This window comes from Mariprofundus sp. NF (assembly GCF_013387455.1).
In the GTDB taxonomy this organism is placed as follows: Bacteria; Pseudomonadota; Zetaproteobacteria; order Mariprofundales; family Mariprofundaceae; genus Mariprofundus.
In genome coordinates this window covers 175,783-195,204 of sequence record NZ_VWNC01000004.1, presented here as the reverse complement: position 1 = coordinate 195,204, position 19,422 = coordinate 175,783, and the positions used below count along the sequence as shown (strand labels likewise).

19 protein-coding genes and 1 pseudogene are annotated in these 19,422 nt (G+C 53.1%); 3 read left to right on the top strand and 17 right to left on the bottom strand.

What is annotated here, in order from left to right:
• Positions 1-43: 43 nt before the first annotated feature.
• The 16 genes and pseudogenes from F3F96_RS07845 to F3F96_RS07770 all read right to left on the bottom strand — a co-directional run bounded on the left by F3F96_RS07845 (position 44) and on the right by F3F96_RS07770 (position 13,362).
• Positions 44-652, bottom strand: a complete 609-nt coding sequence (locus tag F3F96_RS07845) for a DUF502 domain-containing protein (protein ID WP_176962686.1) — start codon at positions 650-652, stop codon at positions 44-46.
• Positions 652-1,584, bottom strand: a complete 933-nt coding sequence (locus F3F96_RS07840; RefSeq protein ID WP_176962685.1) for a divergent polysaccharide deacetylase family protein — start codon at positions 1,582-1,584, stop codon at positions 652-654. The genes F3F96_RS07845 and F3F96_RS07840 overlap by 1 nt, the downstream gene beginning before the upstream one ends.
• 45 nt (positions 1,585-1,629) lie before the next feature.
• The gene (locus tag F3F96_RS07835) at positions 1,630-2,955 is read right to left on the bottom strand and encodes a S41 family peptidase (protein WP_176962684.1); all 1,326 of its coding nucleotides are present in this window, start codon (positions 2,953-2,955) and stop codon (positions 1,630-1,632) included.
• Between the two features lie 130 nt (positions 2,956-3,085).
• Positions 3,086-4,249, bottom strand: coding sequence for a murein hydrolase activator EnvC (locus F3F96_RS07830; protein ID WP_176962683.1), 1,164 nt, complete (start codon positions 4,247-4,249; stop codon positions 3,086-3,088).
• The gene (locus F3F96_RS07825) at positions 4,246-4,695 is read right to left on the bottom strand and encodes a 23S rRNA (pseudouridine(1915)-N(3))-methyltransferase RlmH (protein ID WP_176962682.1); all 450 of its coding nucleotides are present in this window, start codon (positions 4,693-4,695) and stop codon (positions 4,246-4,248) included. Before F3F96_RS07825 ends, F3F96_RS07830 begins: the two co-directional genes overlap by 4 nt.
• Positions 4,692-5,063 (bottom strand): ribosome silencing factor, encoded by a 372-nt coding sequence (rsfS, locus tag F3F96_RS07820; protein ID WP_370465520.1) that lies wholly within the window; start codon positions 5,061-5,063, stop codon positions 4,692-4,694. The genes F3F96_RS07825 and rsfS overlap by 4 nt, the downstream gene beginning before the upstream one ends.
• Positions 5,064-5,105: 42 nt before the next feature.
• The gene (nadD, locus tag F3F96_RS07815; protein WP_176962681.1) at positions 5,106-5,741 is read right to left on the bottom strand and encodes a nicotinate (nicotinamide) nucleotide adenylyltransferase; all 636 of its coding nucleotides are present in this window, start codon (positions 5,739-5,741) and stop codon (positions 5,106-5,108) included.
• 123 nt (positions 5,742-5,864) lie between these two features.
• Positions 5,865-7,133 carry a glutamate-5-semialdehyde dehydrogenase gene (locus F3F96_RS07810; protein ID WP_176962680.1) on the bottom strand — a complete coding sequence of 423 codons (1,269 nt, stop codon included), beginning with the start codon at positions 7,131-7,133 and terminating at the stop codon, positions 5,865-5,867.
• A gap of 42 nt (positions 7,134-7,175) precedes the next feature.
• A complete protein-coding gene (proB, locus tag F3F96_RS07805) occupies positions 7,176-8,315 on the bottom strand; it encodes a glutamate 5-kinase (RefSeq protein WP_176962679.1) in 1,140 nt (379 codons plus the stop codon).
• The gene (gene obgE / locus F3F96_RS07800) at positions 8,296-9,375 is read right to left on the bottom strand and encodes a GTPase ObgE (RefSeq protein ID WP_176962678.1); all 1,080 of its coding nucleotides are present in this window, start codon (positions 9,373-9,375) and stop codon (positions 8,296-8,298) included. The genes proB and obgE overlap by 20 nt, the downstream gene beginning before the upstream one ends.
• Positions 9,376-9,528: 153 nt before the next feature.
• The gene (gene rpmA / locus F3F96_RS07795) at positions 9,529-9,777 is read right to left on the bottom strand and encodes a 50S ribosomal protein L27 (RefSeq protein WP_176962677.1); all 249 of its coding nucleotides are present in this window, start codon (positions 9,775-9,777) and stop codon (positions 9,529-9,531) included.
• 3 nt (positions 9,778-9,780) lie between these two features.
• Positions 9,781-10,089: a 50S ribosomal protein L21 gene (gene rplU / locus F3F96_RS07790; RefSeq protein WP_176962676.1), complete on the bottom strand. Its 309-nt coding sequence runs from the start codon at positions 10,087-10,089 to the stop codon at positions 9,781-9,783.
• Between the two features lie 15 nt (positions 10,090-10,104).
• Complete coding sequence (gene rpmE / locus F3F96_RS07785; RefSeq protein ID WP_176962675.1) at positions 10,105-10,317, bottom strand: 50S ribosomal protein L31; 213 nt, start codon at positions 10,315-10,317, stop codon at positions 10,105-10,107.
• Positions 10,318-10,430: 113 nt separating this feature from the next.
• A pseudogene (locus F3F96_RS07780) lies at positions 10,431-10,619 on the bottom strand (VOC family protein); the annotation flags it as partial.
• 42 nt (positions 10,620-10,661) lie between these two features.
• Positions 10,662-12,080: a sodium:proton antiporter NhaD gene (gene nhaD / locus F3F96_RS07775; protein ID WP_176962674.1), complete on the bottom strand. Its 1,419-nt coding sequence runs from the start codon at positions 12,078-12,080 to the stop codon at positions 10,662-10,664.
• 112 nt (positions 12,081-12,192) lie between these two features.
• Positions 12,193-13,362 (bottom strand): cation:proton antiporter, encoded by a 1,170-nt coding sequence (locus tag F3F96_RS07770; protein WP_176962673.1) that lies wholly within the window; start codon positions 13,360-13,362, stop codon positions 12,193-12,195.
• A 231-nt stretch (positions 13,363-13,593) separates the two neighbouring features.
• Between F3F96_RS07770 and F3F96_RS07765 the strand changes: the two genes are divergently transcribed.
• Both F3F96_RS07765 and F3F96_RS07760 read left to right on the top strand, forming a co-directional pair.
• Entirely contained in the window at positions 13,594-14,475 is an 882-nt protein-coding gene (locus F3F96_RS07765) for a phosphoribosylaminoimidazolesuccinocarboxamide synthase (RefSeq protein ID WP_176962672.1), read from the top strand.
• 38 nt (positions 14,476-14,513) lie between these two features.
• Positions 14,514-15,473, top strand: coding sequence for a calcium/sodium antiporter (locus F3F96_RS07760; RefSeq protein WP_176962671.1), 960 nt, complete (start codon positions 14,514-14,516; stop codon positions 15,471-15,473).
• Between the two features lie 67 nt (positions 15,474-15,540).
• On the opposite strand, the gene F3F96_RS07755 is transcribed toward F3F96_RS07760, so the two are convergent.
• Positions 15,541-17,190 (bottom strand): cation:proton antiporter, encoded by a 1,650-nt coding sequence (locus F3F96_RS07755; RefSeq protein ID WP_176962670.1) that lies wholly within the window; start codon positions 17,188-17,190, stop codon positions 15,541-15,543.
• A gap of 161 nt (positions 17,191-17,351) precedes the next feature.
• Here F3F96_RS07755 and feoB point away from each other — a divergent pair, with 161 nt between their 5' ends.
• The gene (feoB, locus tag F3F96_RS07750) at positions 17,352-19,406 is read left to right on the top strand and encodes a ferrous iron transport protein B (RefSeq protein WP_176962669.1); all 2,055 of its coding nucleotides are present in this window, start codon (positions 17,352-17,354) and stop codon (positions 19,404-19,406) included.
• Positions 19,407-19,422: the final 16 nt, after the last annotated feature.

Below are 19,422 nucleotides of genomic sequence, written 5' to 3'. Positions count from 1 at the left end.
AACGGCATTCAAAAAAGGAACAAGTTCTATCTGCGTTGTTAACTCACGTTTTTTCACTGTTTACAGCTGGCAGAGTACCGCCGGAAAGCACCAGTTTCATGCCCTCCTCCACACTCATATCAAGGGCAACAACTTCAGACAACTCGACAAAGAGTAACCAGCCCGTAGTTGGCACAGGTGTCGAAGGAACAAAGACCGAGATGCGCTGCTGCCGGGCACCATGCATCGCAACTTCCATCTCACCGGTGACAAAACCGATCACCATGGTTGATCTGTCGGGAAATGGAACCATGACCACCCGCTCAAAAGCTTTGGAACTATCACTTAGCGTGGCCTCAAAGAGCTGACGGGTCGCCTTATAAATCGTTCGTACCAGCGGAATGCGCTCCATGATTCGATTGAACAGGCGCATCAGCTGATTGCCGACAAAATGGGTTGTGACCATGCCGATAATAATAATAAACAGAACGGCCAGCAGGATGCCAAGCCCCGGGATATCAACGCCAAACAGAGTCTCAGGGCGATATTCAGGCGGCAGCATGGCAACCGCCGAATCAGAGAGTTCGATCAACCAGTTGATCAGTGCAACGGTAACCAGAATGGGAGCAAGTGCAACAATGCCTGCCAGCAGATATCTGCGCAGCGCAGCCATTACAAGCGCTCCTCAGCTGTTAATTGTGCCTGCACCGCAGCGTCGCCACCACGCAACAGTTGCGCAACAGGAATCAGTGAATCCAGACCTGTAGAACTGAACTGCGCCTCAAGAAATGCCACCGTCTCTTTATGCGGATGACCAATCACCACACAGCGATAGCCCTTGGCCAGGCAGGCTTCTGCCTTCTGCCAGGCTGCCTGCATCGCTTCGGGTGCCAGATCGTGATCGAGAAAGATCTGTCTGGATGCCCACGACACATCCAGCGCTTGTGCCATATCGGCAGCGACACTTTTAGGGCTGGTTTTGGAGTCGATAAAAAAGAGCTCTTTCTCACGGCAGAGCTGCATCACCCAGCGCATCGATTCTGACTTTTCGGTCAGATATGAACCCATATGGTTGTTGACCCCTTCAACATAGGGCACCTGTGCAAGCCCTTTAAGAAAGGTCTCACGCAGCAGTTGTCTGTCCATTTTTTCATGCAGGAAATAGGGGGTCATTTTTTTGCGGTACTTCTCCGATGAGGGCTCCATCGGAAGATGCAGCATCACCATCTGACCATGCTCATGGGCCAGCGTTGCCGAAGCTTCTGCATAGGGTGCATCAGGGATCACAGCAATCGCTACAGGTATGGAGAGATTGAGAATACGCCGCAGTGCAGGCATATCATAGCCGACATCATCAATCACAAGAGCAAGGCCTGATTCCACGCGCTGCAGCAGAGGCAGTTCCAGCGGTTCAACCACGACCTCAGGCACCACTTCAGGCAGAGGTGAGATCGGCAAAACCGGTTTCTCAACATAGCTATTAAGCTTAACTCCGGATCTACTGTTTTGATCTGAAGGTTTCAGGATCGTGATGATCAGAAGTAGCCCCAGCAGCAAAACCAGAAGCAGCGCCAACCACTTGGGCAGTTGTTTTTTACGACTCATAATGTGATCAGGTTCGTGGATCTGGCAGCCTTGGTTAACAACGCGTTAACCGCGAAGTACATGCAATCCTCTGAGCAGATCCAGTGCGCGCTGCAACTGGGTATCAAGCTTCAGTCGTTCCTGCATCACTTCACTCGGCCCTTCACCCATCTCCTCTTTCACCTTCTTCTTTTTACCGTTGCCGTTGGCGAGATGGCCTTTCAGATTGGCCTCTGAAACCGAATTGGAGGCACGCTTATTGGCCTCTTCATCCCTTTTCAATACGACCTGCTCGACCAGAATATCCGGATCAATGCCCGTAGCCTGAATAGAGCGCCCGCTCGGTGTGTAGTAGAGCGCAGTGGTCACCTTGATGGCGGTACCGTCGTTCAATGGCACAACCGACTGTACAGAGCCTTTACCAAAAGATTTGGTGCCCATCACGATGGCACGATGATGATCCTGCAGTGCACCACCAACAATTTCGGAAGCTGAGGCTGAACCGTTATTCATCAGCACCACCATCGGCAGCCCTTGAAGAATGTCACCCGGCTCGGCATCAAAGGAGAGGCTCTTACCAGCCCGTGATTTGGTACTGACAATATTGCCTTTCTCAAGGAAGAGGTCGGATACAGCTACCGCCTGATTGAGCAGGCCACCGGGATTGTTGCGCAGATCAAGCACTGCACCGGAGAGTGTGCCACCGGCACGTTTCTTTAGCTCTCGAATCTGTTTGGATAGCAGCTGTACAGTGGGTTGCTGAAACTGGGTAATACGCAGATAGGCATAACCGGGAGCCAGCATATCGCTCTTCACCGAGTTCACCTTGATAACAGCGCGGGTGATCTTCACCTCAAGCGGCGCATTCTCACCTTCACGGAATATCGTCAGCATAATACTGGTGCCCGGTTTACCGCGCATCTTCTTCACCGCTTCCATCAGCGACATATCACGCGCCAGATCCTCATCAATCTTGATGATCAGATCACCGGCTTTAACTCCGGCCCGATCAGCAGGTGTGTCCTCAATCGGAGAGACAATGCGAATACCACCTTCAGCCGACTGAATCTCAATACCCAGACCTCCGAACTCGCCCTTGGTATCGACATTCATCTGCTTGTACATCTCTTTATCAAGGTAGGTGGAGTGGGGATCAAGACTTAAGAGCATACCCGAGAGCGCCCCCTCGATCAGCTTCTCATCACTAACCTCTTCGACATAGGCCTGACGCACCATCTCCATCACCTGCGAAAACTTCTGCAGCTGTTGATAATCGGTGGCGGCATTGGCCTGACGGTAGCCATCGCTACCCGGCTGCCAGGCCATCACGCCCACGCTCAGTAGAGCTATAGCGCCTACGCCCAAAATTATTCGACGAAACTTCAAAGACATACCTTTCTCCATAAACCCTGCACAGGGTGGATTATCGTTTCTCTTTTCACCGTACTACAGCTCAGACTGAGTAAATATCACAGCTGGCTCCTGACTCCATCCCTGTATCAGCCAGCAGCATGCCAGTCGATCAGCGCCGACACCAGCGTTTCGGATCTACGGCTTTGCCGCGATCCCTGATTTCGAAATAGACGGCTACGTTGTTGATCCAGCCAGTGCTGCCTGCATCAGCAATCGTCTCATTCTCCTCCACCCAGTCACCCAGCTGCTTGTAGAGCACATCATTATGGGCATAAACACCGAGCAGGCCATCGCCATAATCAACAATGGTCATCAGCCCGAAACCGCCGAACCAGTCGGCATAACGCACCTGCCCTGCTGCCATGGCTCGCACTTCACGAAAATTCGATTTCGGCTTGAGCTGTACCCCCTGCAGGGTCGGCATCGAGGGTGAAGGACGAGAGCCAAAACTTGCAACGATCTTGCCCGGTAGTGGCCACTTCAGACGACCTTTGCGTTTACGAATCTGCTGATCTGAGGTTGATGACTTCTCAATCGCCAGCAGCCCTTCACTCATATCATCAAGCAGCCGCAGCAGCGCCTTCTCTTCACGCGCCAGCTGCAGGTCGCGGCTCTTTTTCGAGGCAACCTCCTGGCGTACCCGATTGAGCATGCCGCGTTTATCACTCACACGGGCAGCCAGCTCCTGTTCAACCTGTAGCCGCTGCTGCTGCAATACCTCAAGCTGATCGCGCTGCTGTTGAAGGTCGATCTCAACCTGTGCCAGCTCTTTTACCGATTTGATATAGGTGTGGCGATCCTGTTCTTGCGAGTGCATCACCACATTCAGCAGATAACGACGATGTGGAATATCACTGACCGGCACACCGGTAAAAATGCCCATCCACTCCGATGAACGACTGCTGCGCTGCCAGGCAGCCACGGTCTCATCCAGCATCAGCTTTTTCAGCGCTTTAATGCTTGCCTGCAACTGGCTGCGCTGCCTTTTCAATTCAGCAAGTCGCTTGTCTGAAGTTCGCACCTGCGTCTGCACACTACGACTGGCCTTGCGCGCCTCAATCAGGGCTGAGTCCAGCTTACGCAGCTCACGACCGATGCTACCCATCTGCCCCTCAAGCTGGCTACGTACCCGGTTCAAACGCTGCCGTTCAGTTTTAATTTTCTCGATTTTTGACTGGGCCACTGCATCTGCTGCAACAGCCTCATCCGTTGCAGAGCACGATAGCAACAGCACCAACAGAATAAGAGGGGAAAAACGCCAGCGATATCTCATACGCGGTGGTAAGGATGGCCCTGAATAATGGTAAATGCCCGGTATAGCTGCTCAAGCACCATGGCCCGAACCAGCTGGTGCGGCAGTGTCAGTTTGGAAAGGCTCCAACAGGCTCCGGCGGCTCTGCGCACCTCATCGGAAACACCATCAGCACCACCAATGACAAAATCCTGCTGCGCATCACCGGGTAGCCTCGCCATATAAGAGGCCCACTGTTTACTACCATGCAACGAGCCGTGCTCATCAAAGAGTACAAAACCCGGCTTAACCTGTTTCAGAATCTGCTTCGCCTCCTCCTGCTTACGCTGGGAGACCTGCTTACCACGCCCCTCCGGTAGTTCGACAACCTGACAGGGCGCAAAGGGTTTCAACCGTTCGAGAAAACGGTCCTCGAAATCGGAGAGTTCGCGAGAACCGCGTCCGACTACCAGCAGGCGTAACTTCACGATGCTGCGTCAGTATCCTTGTGAGGAACACGCCACAACCGCTCAAGCTGAAAGCTCTCACGTACTTCAGGCAGAAAGAGGTGTACAACAATGTCCCCCATATCAACCAGCAGCCACTCCATCGCCTCCAGCCCTTCCACCTTGGCTGGCAGCCCATAGTCGTGCGCCACTTCTGATACAGACTGGGATAGCGCCTTAATCTGGCGACCTGAACGGCCACTAGCGACGACAAACCGATCAGCAAAATCACAGCGTCCGCGCACATCAATCACCAGAACATCCTGTGCTTTTTTATCCTCCAGCGCCGCTACCAGCGCTGCAGTCATCTTCTCAAATCTCTCGTTATCTTTTGCTACCACTTCAACCACAACTTCTCCTTAAATAGAAACTTCTGACTTAATCAGAGCTCCTCAATCCACGATCTGATAACTCTTCTCAATCCGGCTGATCACCTGTTCAGGCACTCGCCCTGCAAGTGAGTGTCCCATCTCTGCATCCCGGCGCAATGCTGTAGCCGAGATATCAGGCAGCTCCACCTGCAGATAACAGCAGTGGCCCGGAGTCTCACACTCACGCCAGCTGCAGAGATTCACCTGCTGCCAGCCTTCATGCTCACTCATCTCAGCATCCATGCCCTGACGGGCAAACACAGCCACATTGCACAACTGCAGATGAGCCGGATATTCACGCCAACTCTGCAACCCTGCCCATGCATCAGCACCTAGCATCAACCACGGCACAGTCTCCGGATTAGCATCGCGAAACTCCCGCAACGTTTCAATCGCTGCAACAGGTCGGCCACGCACCACTTCCCAATCAACCACGGTAACAGCCGCATTGGCGGCAAAAACAGCCTGCAGCCAACTTAAACGCTTCACACCATCAGCGCGACCGGAAAGCGACCGATGCACCGGCTCCGCCGGAATCACCAGAATCTCATCCAGCCCCATCACCTTCAATCCCGCCTCAACCAGCGCCACATGGCCATTGTGCGGCGGATCAAATGTGCCACCGAACAGGCCAATGTGTCGCCTATCCAACTCCATCTCATTTCATCCTTGCACCACGAAGATCTCGAAGTACACGAAGATGAGCTGTCATGCTGCTCTCTGTGCCCTTCGTGATCTTCGTGGTAAAACGGTTTTCAACGCTGATAGCACTTCCTCGACTTACTTCCTGACTTCGCCATGGCCGTAAACAATCCACTTCTGCGTCGTCAAACCCTCAAGCCCAACAGGGCCGCGCACATGCAGGCGATCAGTAGAGATACCGATCTCTGCACCCAGACCATACTCAAAACCATCGGCAAAACGGGTGCTGGCATTCCACATCACGGAAGATGAATCCACCTCGCGCAGGAAGCGGCTGCCCGCCTCATAATCCTCGGTGACAATCGTTTCGGTGTGATCCGAGCTGTAGGTGGCGATGTGATCCACTGCGGCATCGAGTGAATCAACCATGCGCACCGACAGAATCGGTGCCAGGTATTCAGTCGCCCAATCCTCATCCGTAGCGATCTTCACATCCATGCCGGCACACAGCTCACGCGTCTGCGCACACCCGCGCACCTCAACACCCTTATCAAGCATTGCCTGAACCAGAGCCTGCACAGTATTGGCTGCCACATCACGGTGAATCAGCAGTGTCTCCATCGCATTGCAGACACCATAGCGATGGGTCTTGGCATTGACGGCAATCTCCACGGCCATCTCAGCTTTGGCTGCCCTGTCCACATAGACATGGCAGATGCCATCGAGATGTTTGATCACCGGTACGCGTGATTCGGCTGATACGCGCTCAATCAGTGACTTACCACCACGCGGAATAATCACATCGACATACTTCTCGCTCTTCAGCAGGGCGCCAACCAGAGCCCGATCGGTTGAATCAATCAGCTGAATCGCATCCTGTGAAAGGCCGCTATCCACCAAGGCACGACGCAGACATGCAGCTATGGCACGATTGGAGTGAATCGCTTCAGAACCACCACGCAGAATCACCGCATTACCCGACTTCAGGCAGAGCCCTGCCGCATCAGCGGTCACATTAGGGCGCGACTCATAGATAATACCAATCACGCCCAGAGGCACGCGCATATGACCGATCTGAATGCCGGACGGGCGATAGTTTAAATTGTCCACTGCACCAACAGGATCAGGCAGGGCAGCAATCTGCTCAAGACCTTCAGCCATCGCCTCAACACGATCGCCATTGAGCATCAGGCGATCTTTCATTGCTGCATCAAGGCCATTCTCATCAGCGGCCTTCATATCCAGCGCATTGGCTGCGATAATCTCTTTCATCTCACGCCGCATCACCGCTGCAGCCAGTGTCAGCGCTCTGTTTTTGGCACTGGTATTGGCCATACGCATCGCTTTGGCTGCAATCCGCGCCTGCTTGCCCAGCGTATTGATCATATTTGTCGCATCTACTTCCATGCTCGTTCACTCCCGAATCTTTCTGAACAATATCGGTTCAGATCAATCAGCTTCCTCTCTGCACAACACCAGATTGTCACGATGAATCACCGCTGAGAAATCGCGGTAACCCAGAATGGATTCAATGTCACTACTGGCATGTCCCATAATCCGCTTCAACTCTTCAGAGGTATAGTTACACAACCCGCGCGCAATCACACCCTCAGCACCGACAATCTCTACGCACTCACCCTTATCAAAGCGGCCACTCACTGCTTTCACGCCAACAGGCAACAGGCTACTGCCTTTGCCCACAATGGCCTGCTCAGCTCCAGCATCAACATGAATCTCGCCCTTGGGTGAGAGCACCTCCAGAATCCAGTGTTTGCGCCGCGTCCACCTGTCCACGCCGCAGAGAAACAGCGTACCCTCATCCTCGCCAGCCAGCAGGCGCGTTAATTTACCAGACTCTTTGCCACTGATAATGGCTGCGGATACACCGCCTGTGGTAGCTACACGGGCTGCAGAAATTTTACTGCCCATACCACCTGTACCAAATGCGGAGCCTGCATCACCGGCCATCGCCACATGCTCTTCGTTGAGATGTTCAATCACACCGACACGTTTGGCATCGGCATGTTTTGTTGGGTTTTTATCGTAGAGGCCATCGACATCGGTCAGCATCACCAGCAGATCGGCATCAACCACCAGACTGACCAGTGCACCGAGTGAGTCATTATCACCAAACTTGATCTCGGCCACCACCACGGTGTCATTTTCATTCACAATGGGTACTACACCGGCAGAAAAGAGTGTTTCACTGGTATTGGTGGTGTTGAGATAACGACGACGGTGCCTGAGATCATCCTTGGTCAGTAACATCTGCGCCACAGTTCTACCGTATCTGGCAAATGATTTGGCGTAAGCGCTCATCAGCATAGGCTGGCCTATGGCAGCAGCAGCCTGCTTCTCATGTACCGAGAGGGTGCGGTTCAACCATCCCAACTGCACGCGACCCAGTGCAACTGATCCTGACGTCACCATCACCACATCCACACCACTGCCCATGCAGCTCTGCAGCTCATCCACCACCCGATCAATGACATCCTGACGAATGCCATGCTTTTCATCGGCCAGCAGTGAACTGCCGATTTTCACGACAACGCGGCGGGCAAGGCCCAGATCACTCCTCGAACGAATCATTTAGCTCCTCAATCGCCTCTATTCTATCGGCTTCCTTGTCAGCAGCCTCTTTGGCCAGTCTGGCACGCAGATTCAATACCTGCTCATAAATACGATGCAGAAGCAGCTGCACCCCTTCGCCACTTACCGCCGAGATAAAATAGGTCTCAAGGCCCATCGTGGCAATCTCTTCTTCGATGGCTGCACGCTCTTCATCTAGCAGCGCATCACATTTATTAAACACCAACAACTTCGGCTTGTTGAGCAGGGCGTCACCATAACCTTCCAACTCACCATTGATCTCTTCAATCTGTTCGCGAACCGGCTTGCCATCCTCACACGCTGCATCCACCATATGCAGAAGCACTGCGGTGCGTTCAATATGGCGCAGGAAGCGATGCCCCAGACCTTTGCCCTCATGGGCGCCTTCAATCAGGCCGGGAATATCAGCAACGACAAAACCGTCACCATCATCCATAAATACCTGCCCCAGCATCGGTTTAATCGTGGTAAACGGATAATCGGCAATCTTCGGTCGTGCATTGGAGATACGAGCCAGCAGTGTGGATTTACCTGCATTGGGCAGACCAACGAGACCGACATCAGCCATCAGCTTCAGCTCCAGATAACGGATACCCTGTTCACCCTCCATGCCGGGCTGGCAGTAGCGCGGCGCACGGTTGGTGCTGGTTGCAAAGCGGGCATTACCCATGCCGCCAGCGCCACCACGGGCGACGAAAAACTCCTCACCATCGTGTGACATATCAGCCAGGATATGACCATCCTCATCCTTAACAATCGTGCCGATGGGCACTTCAATGACAACATCCGTGCCATATTTACCATGGCAGTCTGAACCCATGCCTGACTGGCCATTCCTGGCAATCAGCCGTTTGCGAAGATAGAGCTCCTGCAGGGTGTTCTTTCTGGCTGCCGCGACAAAGATGACATGGCCACCACGACCACCATCACCACCATCGGGACCACCTCTGGGAATATACTTTTCGCGTCGGAATGAACTGCAGCCTTTGCCGCCATTGCCACCACGTACTTCAACCCTTACTTCATCAATAAATCGCATGCTCTATTACACCATATTTACGTCGAACCACAAAGGAAGCAGATAAATTCGCCGCCAGGCAAATTCAATCTGCAGCATCGTGGTGAATTTTTCACAAACAAAAAAGGGGTGCGACAAGCGCACCCCTTTTTAAAGTTTTGAGCTTAACTACCCTCAGGCAGTTACACGTACAGTCGTACGACCAGCGCTCTTGTAGTATTCAACATTACCGTCGGTCAGAGCGAACAGGGTGTAGTCGCGACCACAGCCTACGTTATCGCCCGGGCGGATTTTAGTGCCGCGCTGACGCACAAGGATGTTGCCGGCAATTACAGCTTCGCCGCCATACTTTTTGACGCCGAGGCGTTTGGAATTGGAATCGCGTCCGTTACGACTGGAACCACCTGCTTTCTTATGTGCCATGGTTTACTCCTTGATCTTTTCGATACGCACAGAGGTGAAGCTCTGGCGATGACCCTGGGTCAAACGATAGTTTTTACGGCGACGCTTCTTGAAGACAACAATCTTCTGCCCGCGGCCCGCTTCAGTGACAACACCGGTGACTGATGCTTTTGCAGCATCTTCGCCAGCTTTGATGGAATCGCCTTCGCCAACCATCAGAACGTCATCAAACTTTACTTTTTTACCGGTCTCAACATCCAGCTTCTCAACGCGCAGGACATCACCTTCCTGAACTCGGTACTGTTTGCCACCAGTTTTGATTACAGCGTACATATAAATCTCCGAACCTTACGCAGATGCCGCAGGCTTGCCGTATTTCTTATAGAAGCGCTCAACACGACCTTCCGTGTCCATGATCTTCTGCTTACCTGTATAGAACGGGTGGCAGGAAGAACAAACTTCCACGTGGATGTCGCCTTTAGTAGAGCGCGTCTCAAATGTGTTTCCGCAAGAACAAGTTACCTTGGCTGCGAGATATTCTGGATGAATGTCTGCTTTCACGTCATTTCTCCGTCAATTTTTAAGGGGCGCGATTTCTAGCGTCCCTGCTCCGGTTAATCAAGCACTAAAACGAGGTTTTTCTCTGATTGATCAATTTGCACGCATATAATGTGCTATTGGCCCCTCTCAATCAGTTCAATGACATAACCATCCGGCTCTTTTACAAATGCTGCAGTGGTTGTGCCATGCTTCATCGGGGCGGGCTGACGGGTGACTAAACCGCCATTGCGGCGCACCCTATCACACATGAAATAGATATTCTCTACACCAATTGCGATATAACCAAAGCCACTGCCGGAATCATCGTACTATTATATAGATAGAATAAAGCCGATCTCAGACGATTAAAACGCCATCCCGGATATCCAGTAGTGGACAGCGATGGATGCGGCATAACCGAGGAAAATGGCCCATGTCCACTTCAGGTGACCAAAGAAGGTGTAAGCTCCTCGCGCCTGACCCATCAGGGCAACACCTGCCGCAGAACCGATAGAGAGCAGGGAACCACCCACGCCCGCAGTCAGCGTCACCAGCAGCCACTGATTCACACTCATCTCCGGCATCATGCTCAACACGGCAAACATCACCGGAATATTATCAACAATAGCGGAGAGGAAACCGACCAGAATATTCGCCCAGCTTGCGCCGAGCTGATCATACATCAGATGAGAGGTAAGATTCAGATACCCCAGCGCCCCCAATCCACCCACACAGAGAATGACACCATAGAAGAACATCAGCGTATCCCACTCCGAACGCTGCAGTTGGTGGAAGATATCGAATGGGGCTCCCTGTGGAGAACCATCAAGCTGAGTATTACCCTGGAACGACTCTTCAAAGTTAAATTCAGATTTTTTCAGCCAGTAACCGTAAAGCTTGAGCAACCCCAAGCCTGTCATCATGCCGAGCATCGATGGCAGGTGAAGCACGCTGTGGAAAGAGACGGCCAGTGCAATCGTGCAGAGGAACATGGCGATAATGACAAAACCACCCTGCTTGACCTGAACCTGCTCCGTCACAGCTTCGGGCACTTCATTAGGTATAAACATCACCATAATAGCCGCTGGCACAAGCCAGTTCACCAGCGATGGGAAAAACAGCGCAAAGAACTCCTGAAAGTGAACCAGTCCGCTCTGCCACACCATCAGCGTTGTGATATCACCAAAAGGGCTGAATGCACCGCCGGCATTGGCCGCCACGACAATATTGATACAGCCAATGGAGACAAACTTTACATTATCCCGGGCTACAGCCATCACCACAGCAGCCATCACCAGTGCGGTGGTCAGATTATCCGCAATAGGAGAGATAAAGAAGGCCAGCAGGCCTGTCAGCCAGAAGATGCTCTTCAGCGACAATCCTTTTGAAACCAGGAAAGCCCTGAGTGCAGCAAACACATCCCGCTCTTCCATGGTGTTCACATAGGTCATGGCAGCAAGAAGGAAGAGCAGCAGCTCGGCATACTCAAGGATGTTGTGCTGTACCAAAGTATGCGCAGAGTGTGTATCGCCGACTGAATTAAAGGCCAGCGCAACCAGAATCCAGATCACACCGGCAGCAACCATCACCGGCTTGGATTTGCGCAGATGCAGCATCTCTTCGCCAATGACCAGCGCATAAGCAAAGACAAAGATGACCAGGGCAGAGATGCCAAACCAGGTGGTGGTCATATCAATCGGGCTGGCTGCATCAGCTGATGCAAAAGCTAGAGATGGCAGCAACAGGGCCGCAAACGTTGATATTAATAATGAGATTCGTGTCATGATTTATTCCTTTCGCAGCATATTAAACCAGAGCGCTCACAATTTGAACCATTACAACTCAGGAAACCGCCTGCACAGGCCGTATAATCCTTCTATTAATTAAAGATGGCTTCTATTCAGACCGTGGCAGAACACCGTCTCTACGTGCCAACCGTTTCACCATCATCATCCAGCCGGGGCTGAATAGCAGCGTCATGGCAATCACAATCACCGTCAGCTCTTGCAATTCCGGCGACAGGATACCGGCAAAGACACCGACAGTGGCAAGCAGGAATGAGAACTCTCCGATCTGGCTCAGCAGTCCGCCGGTGATCAGCGCGTGCTCCCAATCCTCTCCAAGCGCACGCATCACAAAGACATTCACGCCGGAGTTAAACAGGAACACCAGTGCTGTAGCACCGCACACCAGCAGCAGATGCGACTGCAGATAATCGACATTCACCATCATGCCGACCGAAAGGAAGAATATCATGACGAAGATGATATACACCGACTCCAGATGTTCATGCACCCAGTCGGCCTGATCGCTGGAGGCCAGCAGCATGCCTGCCAGAAATGCCCCCAAACCGGGCGAGAGGCCGAGCCATGAGGTCAGCGTCGCAGCCCCCAGACAGAGAAGCAGGCCAAGTAATACACGCTTTTCAACACTGCCCTTAAGAAATGCAGGAATATGAAATCTTCCCGTTCGCATAAGGAAGATGACCAGCGCCAGTACGGCAATACCGCCAACCACCTGCTTGATCAGAGCTGCCATCTCCAGTTCTGCATCCCCCATCAGAGAGAGCACGATCATCATCGGCACAATGGCTAGATCCTGCACCAGCAGCACGCCCACGGCATTTTGCCCGAAGGGCTCCTCCATCTCTCCGGAATCCTGCAGCTCTTTCAACACCACGGCAGTACTGGAGAGAGAAATCACAAAACCGAAGAGAATACCGAGGCTGACCGGCATCGAGAATGCCCAGACCAGCGCCACGCACGCCGTCACACTGACCAGCACCTGAACCGCCGTACCGATGACAGCTATTTTCCAGCGCTCCATCAGCTTGGGGATTGAGACCTCCATACCGACAAAGAAGAGCAGCATCACCACACCGATCTCTCCGACCCGGGTGACCATATGCTGATCATCAATCACTCCGAGCATGGATGGCCCGAGCGCAACACCCGTCAGAATATAGGCCACAACAATCGGCAGGCCCATGCGTACAGTGAGATAACCAATCGCCAGCGCCAGCAGGAGCACGATCGTGATGTTCATCATCATGGGATCAAGGTGCATAATAAATATCCTTTATCTGTTCAGAAATCCTTTCTAAAGCATCAGTTTTACATATTACATCATGAAAGCAAGTTTCATGCTAACTCAGTCAGAAGCAGTCGATTGCACCAGCAAACAGATACCATATCGACATGGCCTGTGATATTATGACCCTCTTTACCTTGTCAGTTTTGCAACATTCGGGCATTTTTCGCCGCTTTCGTAAATTAGACACCCTCGGGAGAACCTGCCATGAATGCCATGATGCATGCCGACATCAAAAGCCTGAAACTGCTGCATAGCGGTAAAGTGCGTGATATGTATGAGATTGATGAGCATCACCTGCTCATCGTCACGACTGATCGCCTCTCCGCTTTCGACGTAATTATGCCCACCCCGATTCCGGGCAAAGGCACCGTGCTTAACGCTGTATCCGACTTCTGGTTCAAAAAACTCGCTCACATTGTGCCCAACCACTCTGCAGAGATGGACCTTGAAGAGGCGATCCCTGATGCAGAAGAGCGCGAGCGTGTTCGCAGTCATGCCATTATCGTCAAACGGCTGAAACCCTTGCCGATTGAGGCGATTGTGCGCGGTTATCTGATCGGTTCGGGCTGGAAAGAGTATCAGAAGCAGGGCTCAGTCTGTGGCATCAAGCTGCCGGAAGGATTGATTCTGGCTGACCAACTGCCGGAACCGATCTTCACCCCATCCACCAAAGCAGCGGTTGGTGAACACGATGAGAACATCGATTTCGAAAGTATGTGTGAAATTATCGGAACAGACCTAGCCACTCAGGTACGTGATGTAAGCCTGCAGCTCTACAAGGAGGCTGCGGCCTTTGCACTGGAGAAGGGTATTATCATTGCCGACACCAAGTTTGAGTTCGGCCTTGATGCCGATGGCAAGCTGGCACTGATCGATGAGGTGCTTACCCCTGACTCTTCACGCTTCTGGCCAATCTCTGAATACAAACCGGGCGTGAGTCCTCCAAGTTTCGACAAACAGATCGTACGCGACTGGCTGGAGACACTGGATTGGGACAAGAAGGCACCGGGACCGGTGATTCCCGATACAATTAAAGAGAAAACGTCTGAAAAATATCTTGAGGCATTAAAGACGCTGACCAGTTGAACCGATAGGTAGTACAGATATAGAGAGGGGAGCGTTTAATGTTACTGGCAATTGGAGCTTTAATCACAGGCATCGCACTACTGGTATGGGGTGCAGATCGTTTTGTTGATGGTGCCGCGTCAGTAGCAAAAAACCTGCGTGTACCGCCAATGATAATCGGACTGACCATTGTCAGCCTCGGCACCAGTCTGCCGGAGATGATTGTGGCAGCGATGGCCGCCCTTGATGGCAATCGCGACTTGGGCATCGGTAATGTGCTGGGCTCCAATATCGCCAATATCGCTCTGGTGCTTGGTGTCACTGCACTGATTATTCCACTGGCAGTACAGTCGATGACCCTGCGCCGTGAAATGCCGGTACTGATGCTGGTCACCTTCCTCGCCTTTGCCCTGCTTGCTGATGGTGTGCTGAGTCAGATCGATGGCATCATCCTGATCATTGGGCTGGTATTAATGATGGGCTGGCTTACCCGTATCGGCATGAAGGATCGCCATGATCCCATGATCGAGGAGTTTACCGATTCGATCCCGGAAGGGATGAGCATGAAGAGCTCTATCCTCTGGTTTATTGTCGGTCTGGTCGTGCTGATCATCAGTTCACGCATGGTGGTCTGGGGTGCAGTGGAGATCGCCCACTTCTTCGGTGTCAGCGATCTGATTATCGGGCTGACTATTGTCGCTATCGGTACCAGTCTGCCTGAGCTGGTCGCCTCCATTGCCGGTGCTCTCAAAGGTGAAGCTGATCTGGCGATCGGCAATGTCATCGGCTCAAACATGTTCAACCTGCTGGCCGTACTGGCCATGCCAGCGCTGATTCATCCAGGGGCATTTGCACCGGAAGCGCTGATGCGTGATTTCCCGATCATGCTCGGTTTCACCATTGCCCTGCTGGTTGTCTCACTCGGCTTCAAGGTTGGCGGCAAAATCAATCGTTTTGAGGGTGGCCTGCTACTCAGCGGTTTCGTCGGCTACCTCTACCTGCTCTATCTGCAGGCGTAAATTCTGTGAGGCGTGAGGGGTAAGGAGTGAGGTGAAAGGCGTTAGGGGTAGATAACACTACAGAGCCTTAACTCTCAGATTTCAACCTGTATCGCCTGATCATCTCCTGCGTAAACATCTGATCACTGCCAAAGGTATCCGCCACCACCTCCGTTGCCCCTGCCTGATAGAGTTGATAGAGATCAATCTCTTTGCGTGTGCGCACCACAATCGGCAAATTCGGATAGCCCTGCCGCACCCGCGCCAGAATCTTAAGCGTTGTATTCAGATCAATCGTGCTGACCACCAGCGCCGATGCCCTTGCCAGACCGCAGGCATGTAACAACTCAAGGCTACCCGCATCACCATAGGATACCGGCTGACCGGCAGCTCTACCCTCACGTACCAACTGCTGATCCAGCTCAATAGCCATGCAGGGGATCTTCTCTGCGCGTAACATCATCACCGTATGTTGCCCGACCCGGCCACAGCCGCAGACAATCACATGCCGGTCCAACCCACGTGTGGCATCGAGAATTTCACTCTTGATCTCATCTCGACTGCGTGCCATCTGCTGTGGCAACAGGCGCGCTGTCATCTGCCCGTTGTGGCGAATCAGCAGTGGCGAGAGCGCCATGCTGAAGAGCATCACCGCCAACACTATCTGCCCCTCGGGGGTATTGAGGATGCCGCCATCCATCGCCAGAATCAGAATGGCAAAGCCAAATTCACCGCCATGGGCCAGAATCAGTCCCGTTCGCATAGAAACCGCGCCGTTATAACCGGAGATGCGGCACAACCCGGCAATCAGCAGCAGCTTGAACAGCATCAACCCGGCCAGCAGCAGAAGCACCGTATCCCAAACCTCAGGAAGCATGCTGATATCCAGCATCATGCCGACAGTAATAAAGAAGAGTCCCAACAGCACATCACGGAACGGTCTTATCTCCGACTCCACCTGATGCCGGAATTCGGTTTCACTGAGCATCACACCCGCCAGAAAAGCACCAAGTGCAAAGGTCAAACCGATATAATGGGTAAGCCATGAGGAGCAGAGCACGACCAGCAGCACAGTCAGGGTAAATACTTCAGCAGAGTGGAAACGTGCCACCTCATGAAACAGCGGCCGCAGCACCCAGCGGCCAATGACAAAGATCGAGCCCAGCACCAGCACGCCCTGGGCAAAGATGATCAGCACAGCAATAGGGGTAAGCTCGATAGCCGTGCCACTCATATTGGCCACCAGAATCAGGAACGGTACCACCATCATATCCTGAAACAGCAGGATACCGAGGCTGTTACGACCGTGGCGGGTATGCAGCTCCACCTGATCCACCAGCTGCTTGGTCACCAGTGCAGTTGAGGACATTGCCACCACACCGCCGAGCACCAGCGCACTCTCAAAGCTCAGTCCGGCATAATAGGCAATAGCCGTTGTCACCGCCGTGGTGACCAACACCTGTGCTCCACCCAATCCCAGTACCAATCCTTTCATGCGAATCAGCAGTGAGATGGAAAATTCAAGTCCAATGGTAAAAAGCAGGAACACCACACCGAATTCGGCGAAGGTTTTGATATGATCGATATCATGAATCAGTGCGAAGCCGTAGGGACCAACCAGAAGGCCTGCCACCAGATAACCGATAATAGGGGGCAATCCGACACGCAGAAAAAGAACAACCACAGTCACCGTAGCCAGCAGAATCATCAGCGCTTCATTGAGATAGCTATAGGTCATCGCACCTCCACTGGTATCGTACTGTCGCTCTCTCGTCCCCCTTGTTATACGCAATCCGGAAAACTGCGCTCCCATCTCTAACATATTGCAGAATCGGCTAAACTGCAAATTTTAGAGGATATTCTTGACTTGCAGCCTGCGACTCCCAGTGTGATTCCGTTTTGAATAATCACGATTCCGATAACAGTCAGCCCATCACGCTCCATAGCCATGTATACCGTGGAGCCAACCGGCTGCGCGTTGCACTGGTCGGCCAGCACAACAGCGGCAAGAGCACCATCTTCCATGCCGTGGCCAGCACCAGCTATCAGACCGGCAAACTGACCGGCACCCATAAACCCTATGCCGAATGTCCGGTGCAGATCGGTGTGGATGAGGTTCACCTGGTTGATCTGCCCGATCTTCACTGCCTGCGCAATCTGGCCGGTGATGATCTTGAGGCGCTGAAATACCTGCTCTGGGGTGATGCGCGGCCACTGGTTTCGCGCCATGAAAATTCCGAACCACCCGCCCCGTTCTCCAGACCTGATGTGCTTGTCTATGTGATTGATGCCAGCGCCCTGCAGCAGAGCCTTGAGCTCGCTCTTGAACTGCCTGAGCTGGGTCTGCCGGTTGTCGTAGCACTGAATATGATGGATGAAGCGCACCGTAAAGGTGTCGAGATCGATGTTGAGGCACTCTCAGAGAAGCTCGGCGTGCCTGTCATCCCTACCGTTGCCCTTAAAGGTCACGGCCTGACCGAACTGTTTAACACGGTATTAGCCTGTGCCCGCAAACGCAGCTGTCCGCTACCGCAATCGCCCAATCCGCATATCATGGAGTGGGCGGCAAAGATGCAGCAACGGCTGGACATTCCTGAAATACAAACTGCATTTGCCATGCCGAAAAACCAGCTGACCATGCACCTGCTGGAGGCGGACAGTTATTTCATGCATGAGCTGGCAAGCCATTTCCCGGATGCACTTACGGAGGTCGAAGCACTTCAACACGAAGCTGAGCAGGCACTGCCCCGCTCTCTGGCTGAAGAGGTCGAGGCCGACCGCCATCATCGTGCAGTCCGGCTGTTTGAGAGTGTCGCCAAATTTGTACATAAACCGAAAGTCAGTTGGGAGGAGCGTCTGGATATGCTCTTCCTGCATCCGAAATGGGGACTGGTCGGTTCACTCGGTGTCTTTGCCGCTGTGCTGTTTATGGTCTTTGAGGTCAGTACCACACTCGATGCCATGACGGCAGCCCGACTCGCCGATATGGTCTCGGGCTGGCAACCGGATAACGTTTCCGGCGTAGTAGGCCGCGCCGTGGTGGATGGCCTGATCGGTCTGGTCGGCATTGTCGTTCCCTATATGCTACCGCTGGTACTGATGCTGGTAGCACTGGAAGAGAGCGGCATCATGCATCGCATCGCTTTTGTCGTGGACCGCTTTTTCCACGCCATCGGCCTGCACGGCAAAGTAGCCGTACCGTTCCTGCTGGGGCTGGGCTGCAATGTTCCAGCCATTTCAGCCACCAAGGGACTGTCCAGTGGCCGTGACCGCGTTGTTTCATCACTGCTGATCACCTTTGTCCCCTGCTCTGCCCGCTCAGCCATTGTGCTGGCACTCGGCGCCAAATATCTCGGTGTGTTGGGTGTCTTCCTGCTCTTTGCCCTGAGTCTGCTGGTAATCGCCATTCTCGGTCGCCTGCTATCACACCGATATCCGGAGATCAGCCCCGGCCTGATTCAGGAGATTCCCGCTTACGGCTGGCCGAAGATGCAGCCGCTGCTGCACTCCACCTGGAACCGTACCAGCGATATTCTCACCATCGTCACCCCGCTACTGGTGGGTGGCAGCGTCATTCTTGCCCTGCTGCAGTTCTATGGTGCCGATCAGATCATCAATACAGCTCTCGCCCCGATCACCGTCTGGGCGCTTGGACTGCCTGTGGCGCTCGGTGTACCGATCCTGTTTGGTGTGCTGCGTAAAGAGCTATCGCTGGTGATGATCTATCAGGCGCTCGGCACCTTTGAAGTGGGGCTGGTGATGGACTGGATTGAGATCACCACCTTCCTTGTCTTCCTGCTCTTCTATATCCCCTGCATCTCCACCTTTGCCGTGATGCTGAAGGTGATTGGCCGCAAAGAGGCATTCTTCTCCATCGCCCTCTCCATCGGCGTCGCCCTGATCACCGCTCTGATCGTCCGCTTCTCCCTCACCGGCATCGAAACGCTTATCTAAGTTTCAGGTACAAACG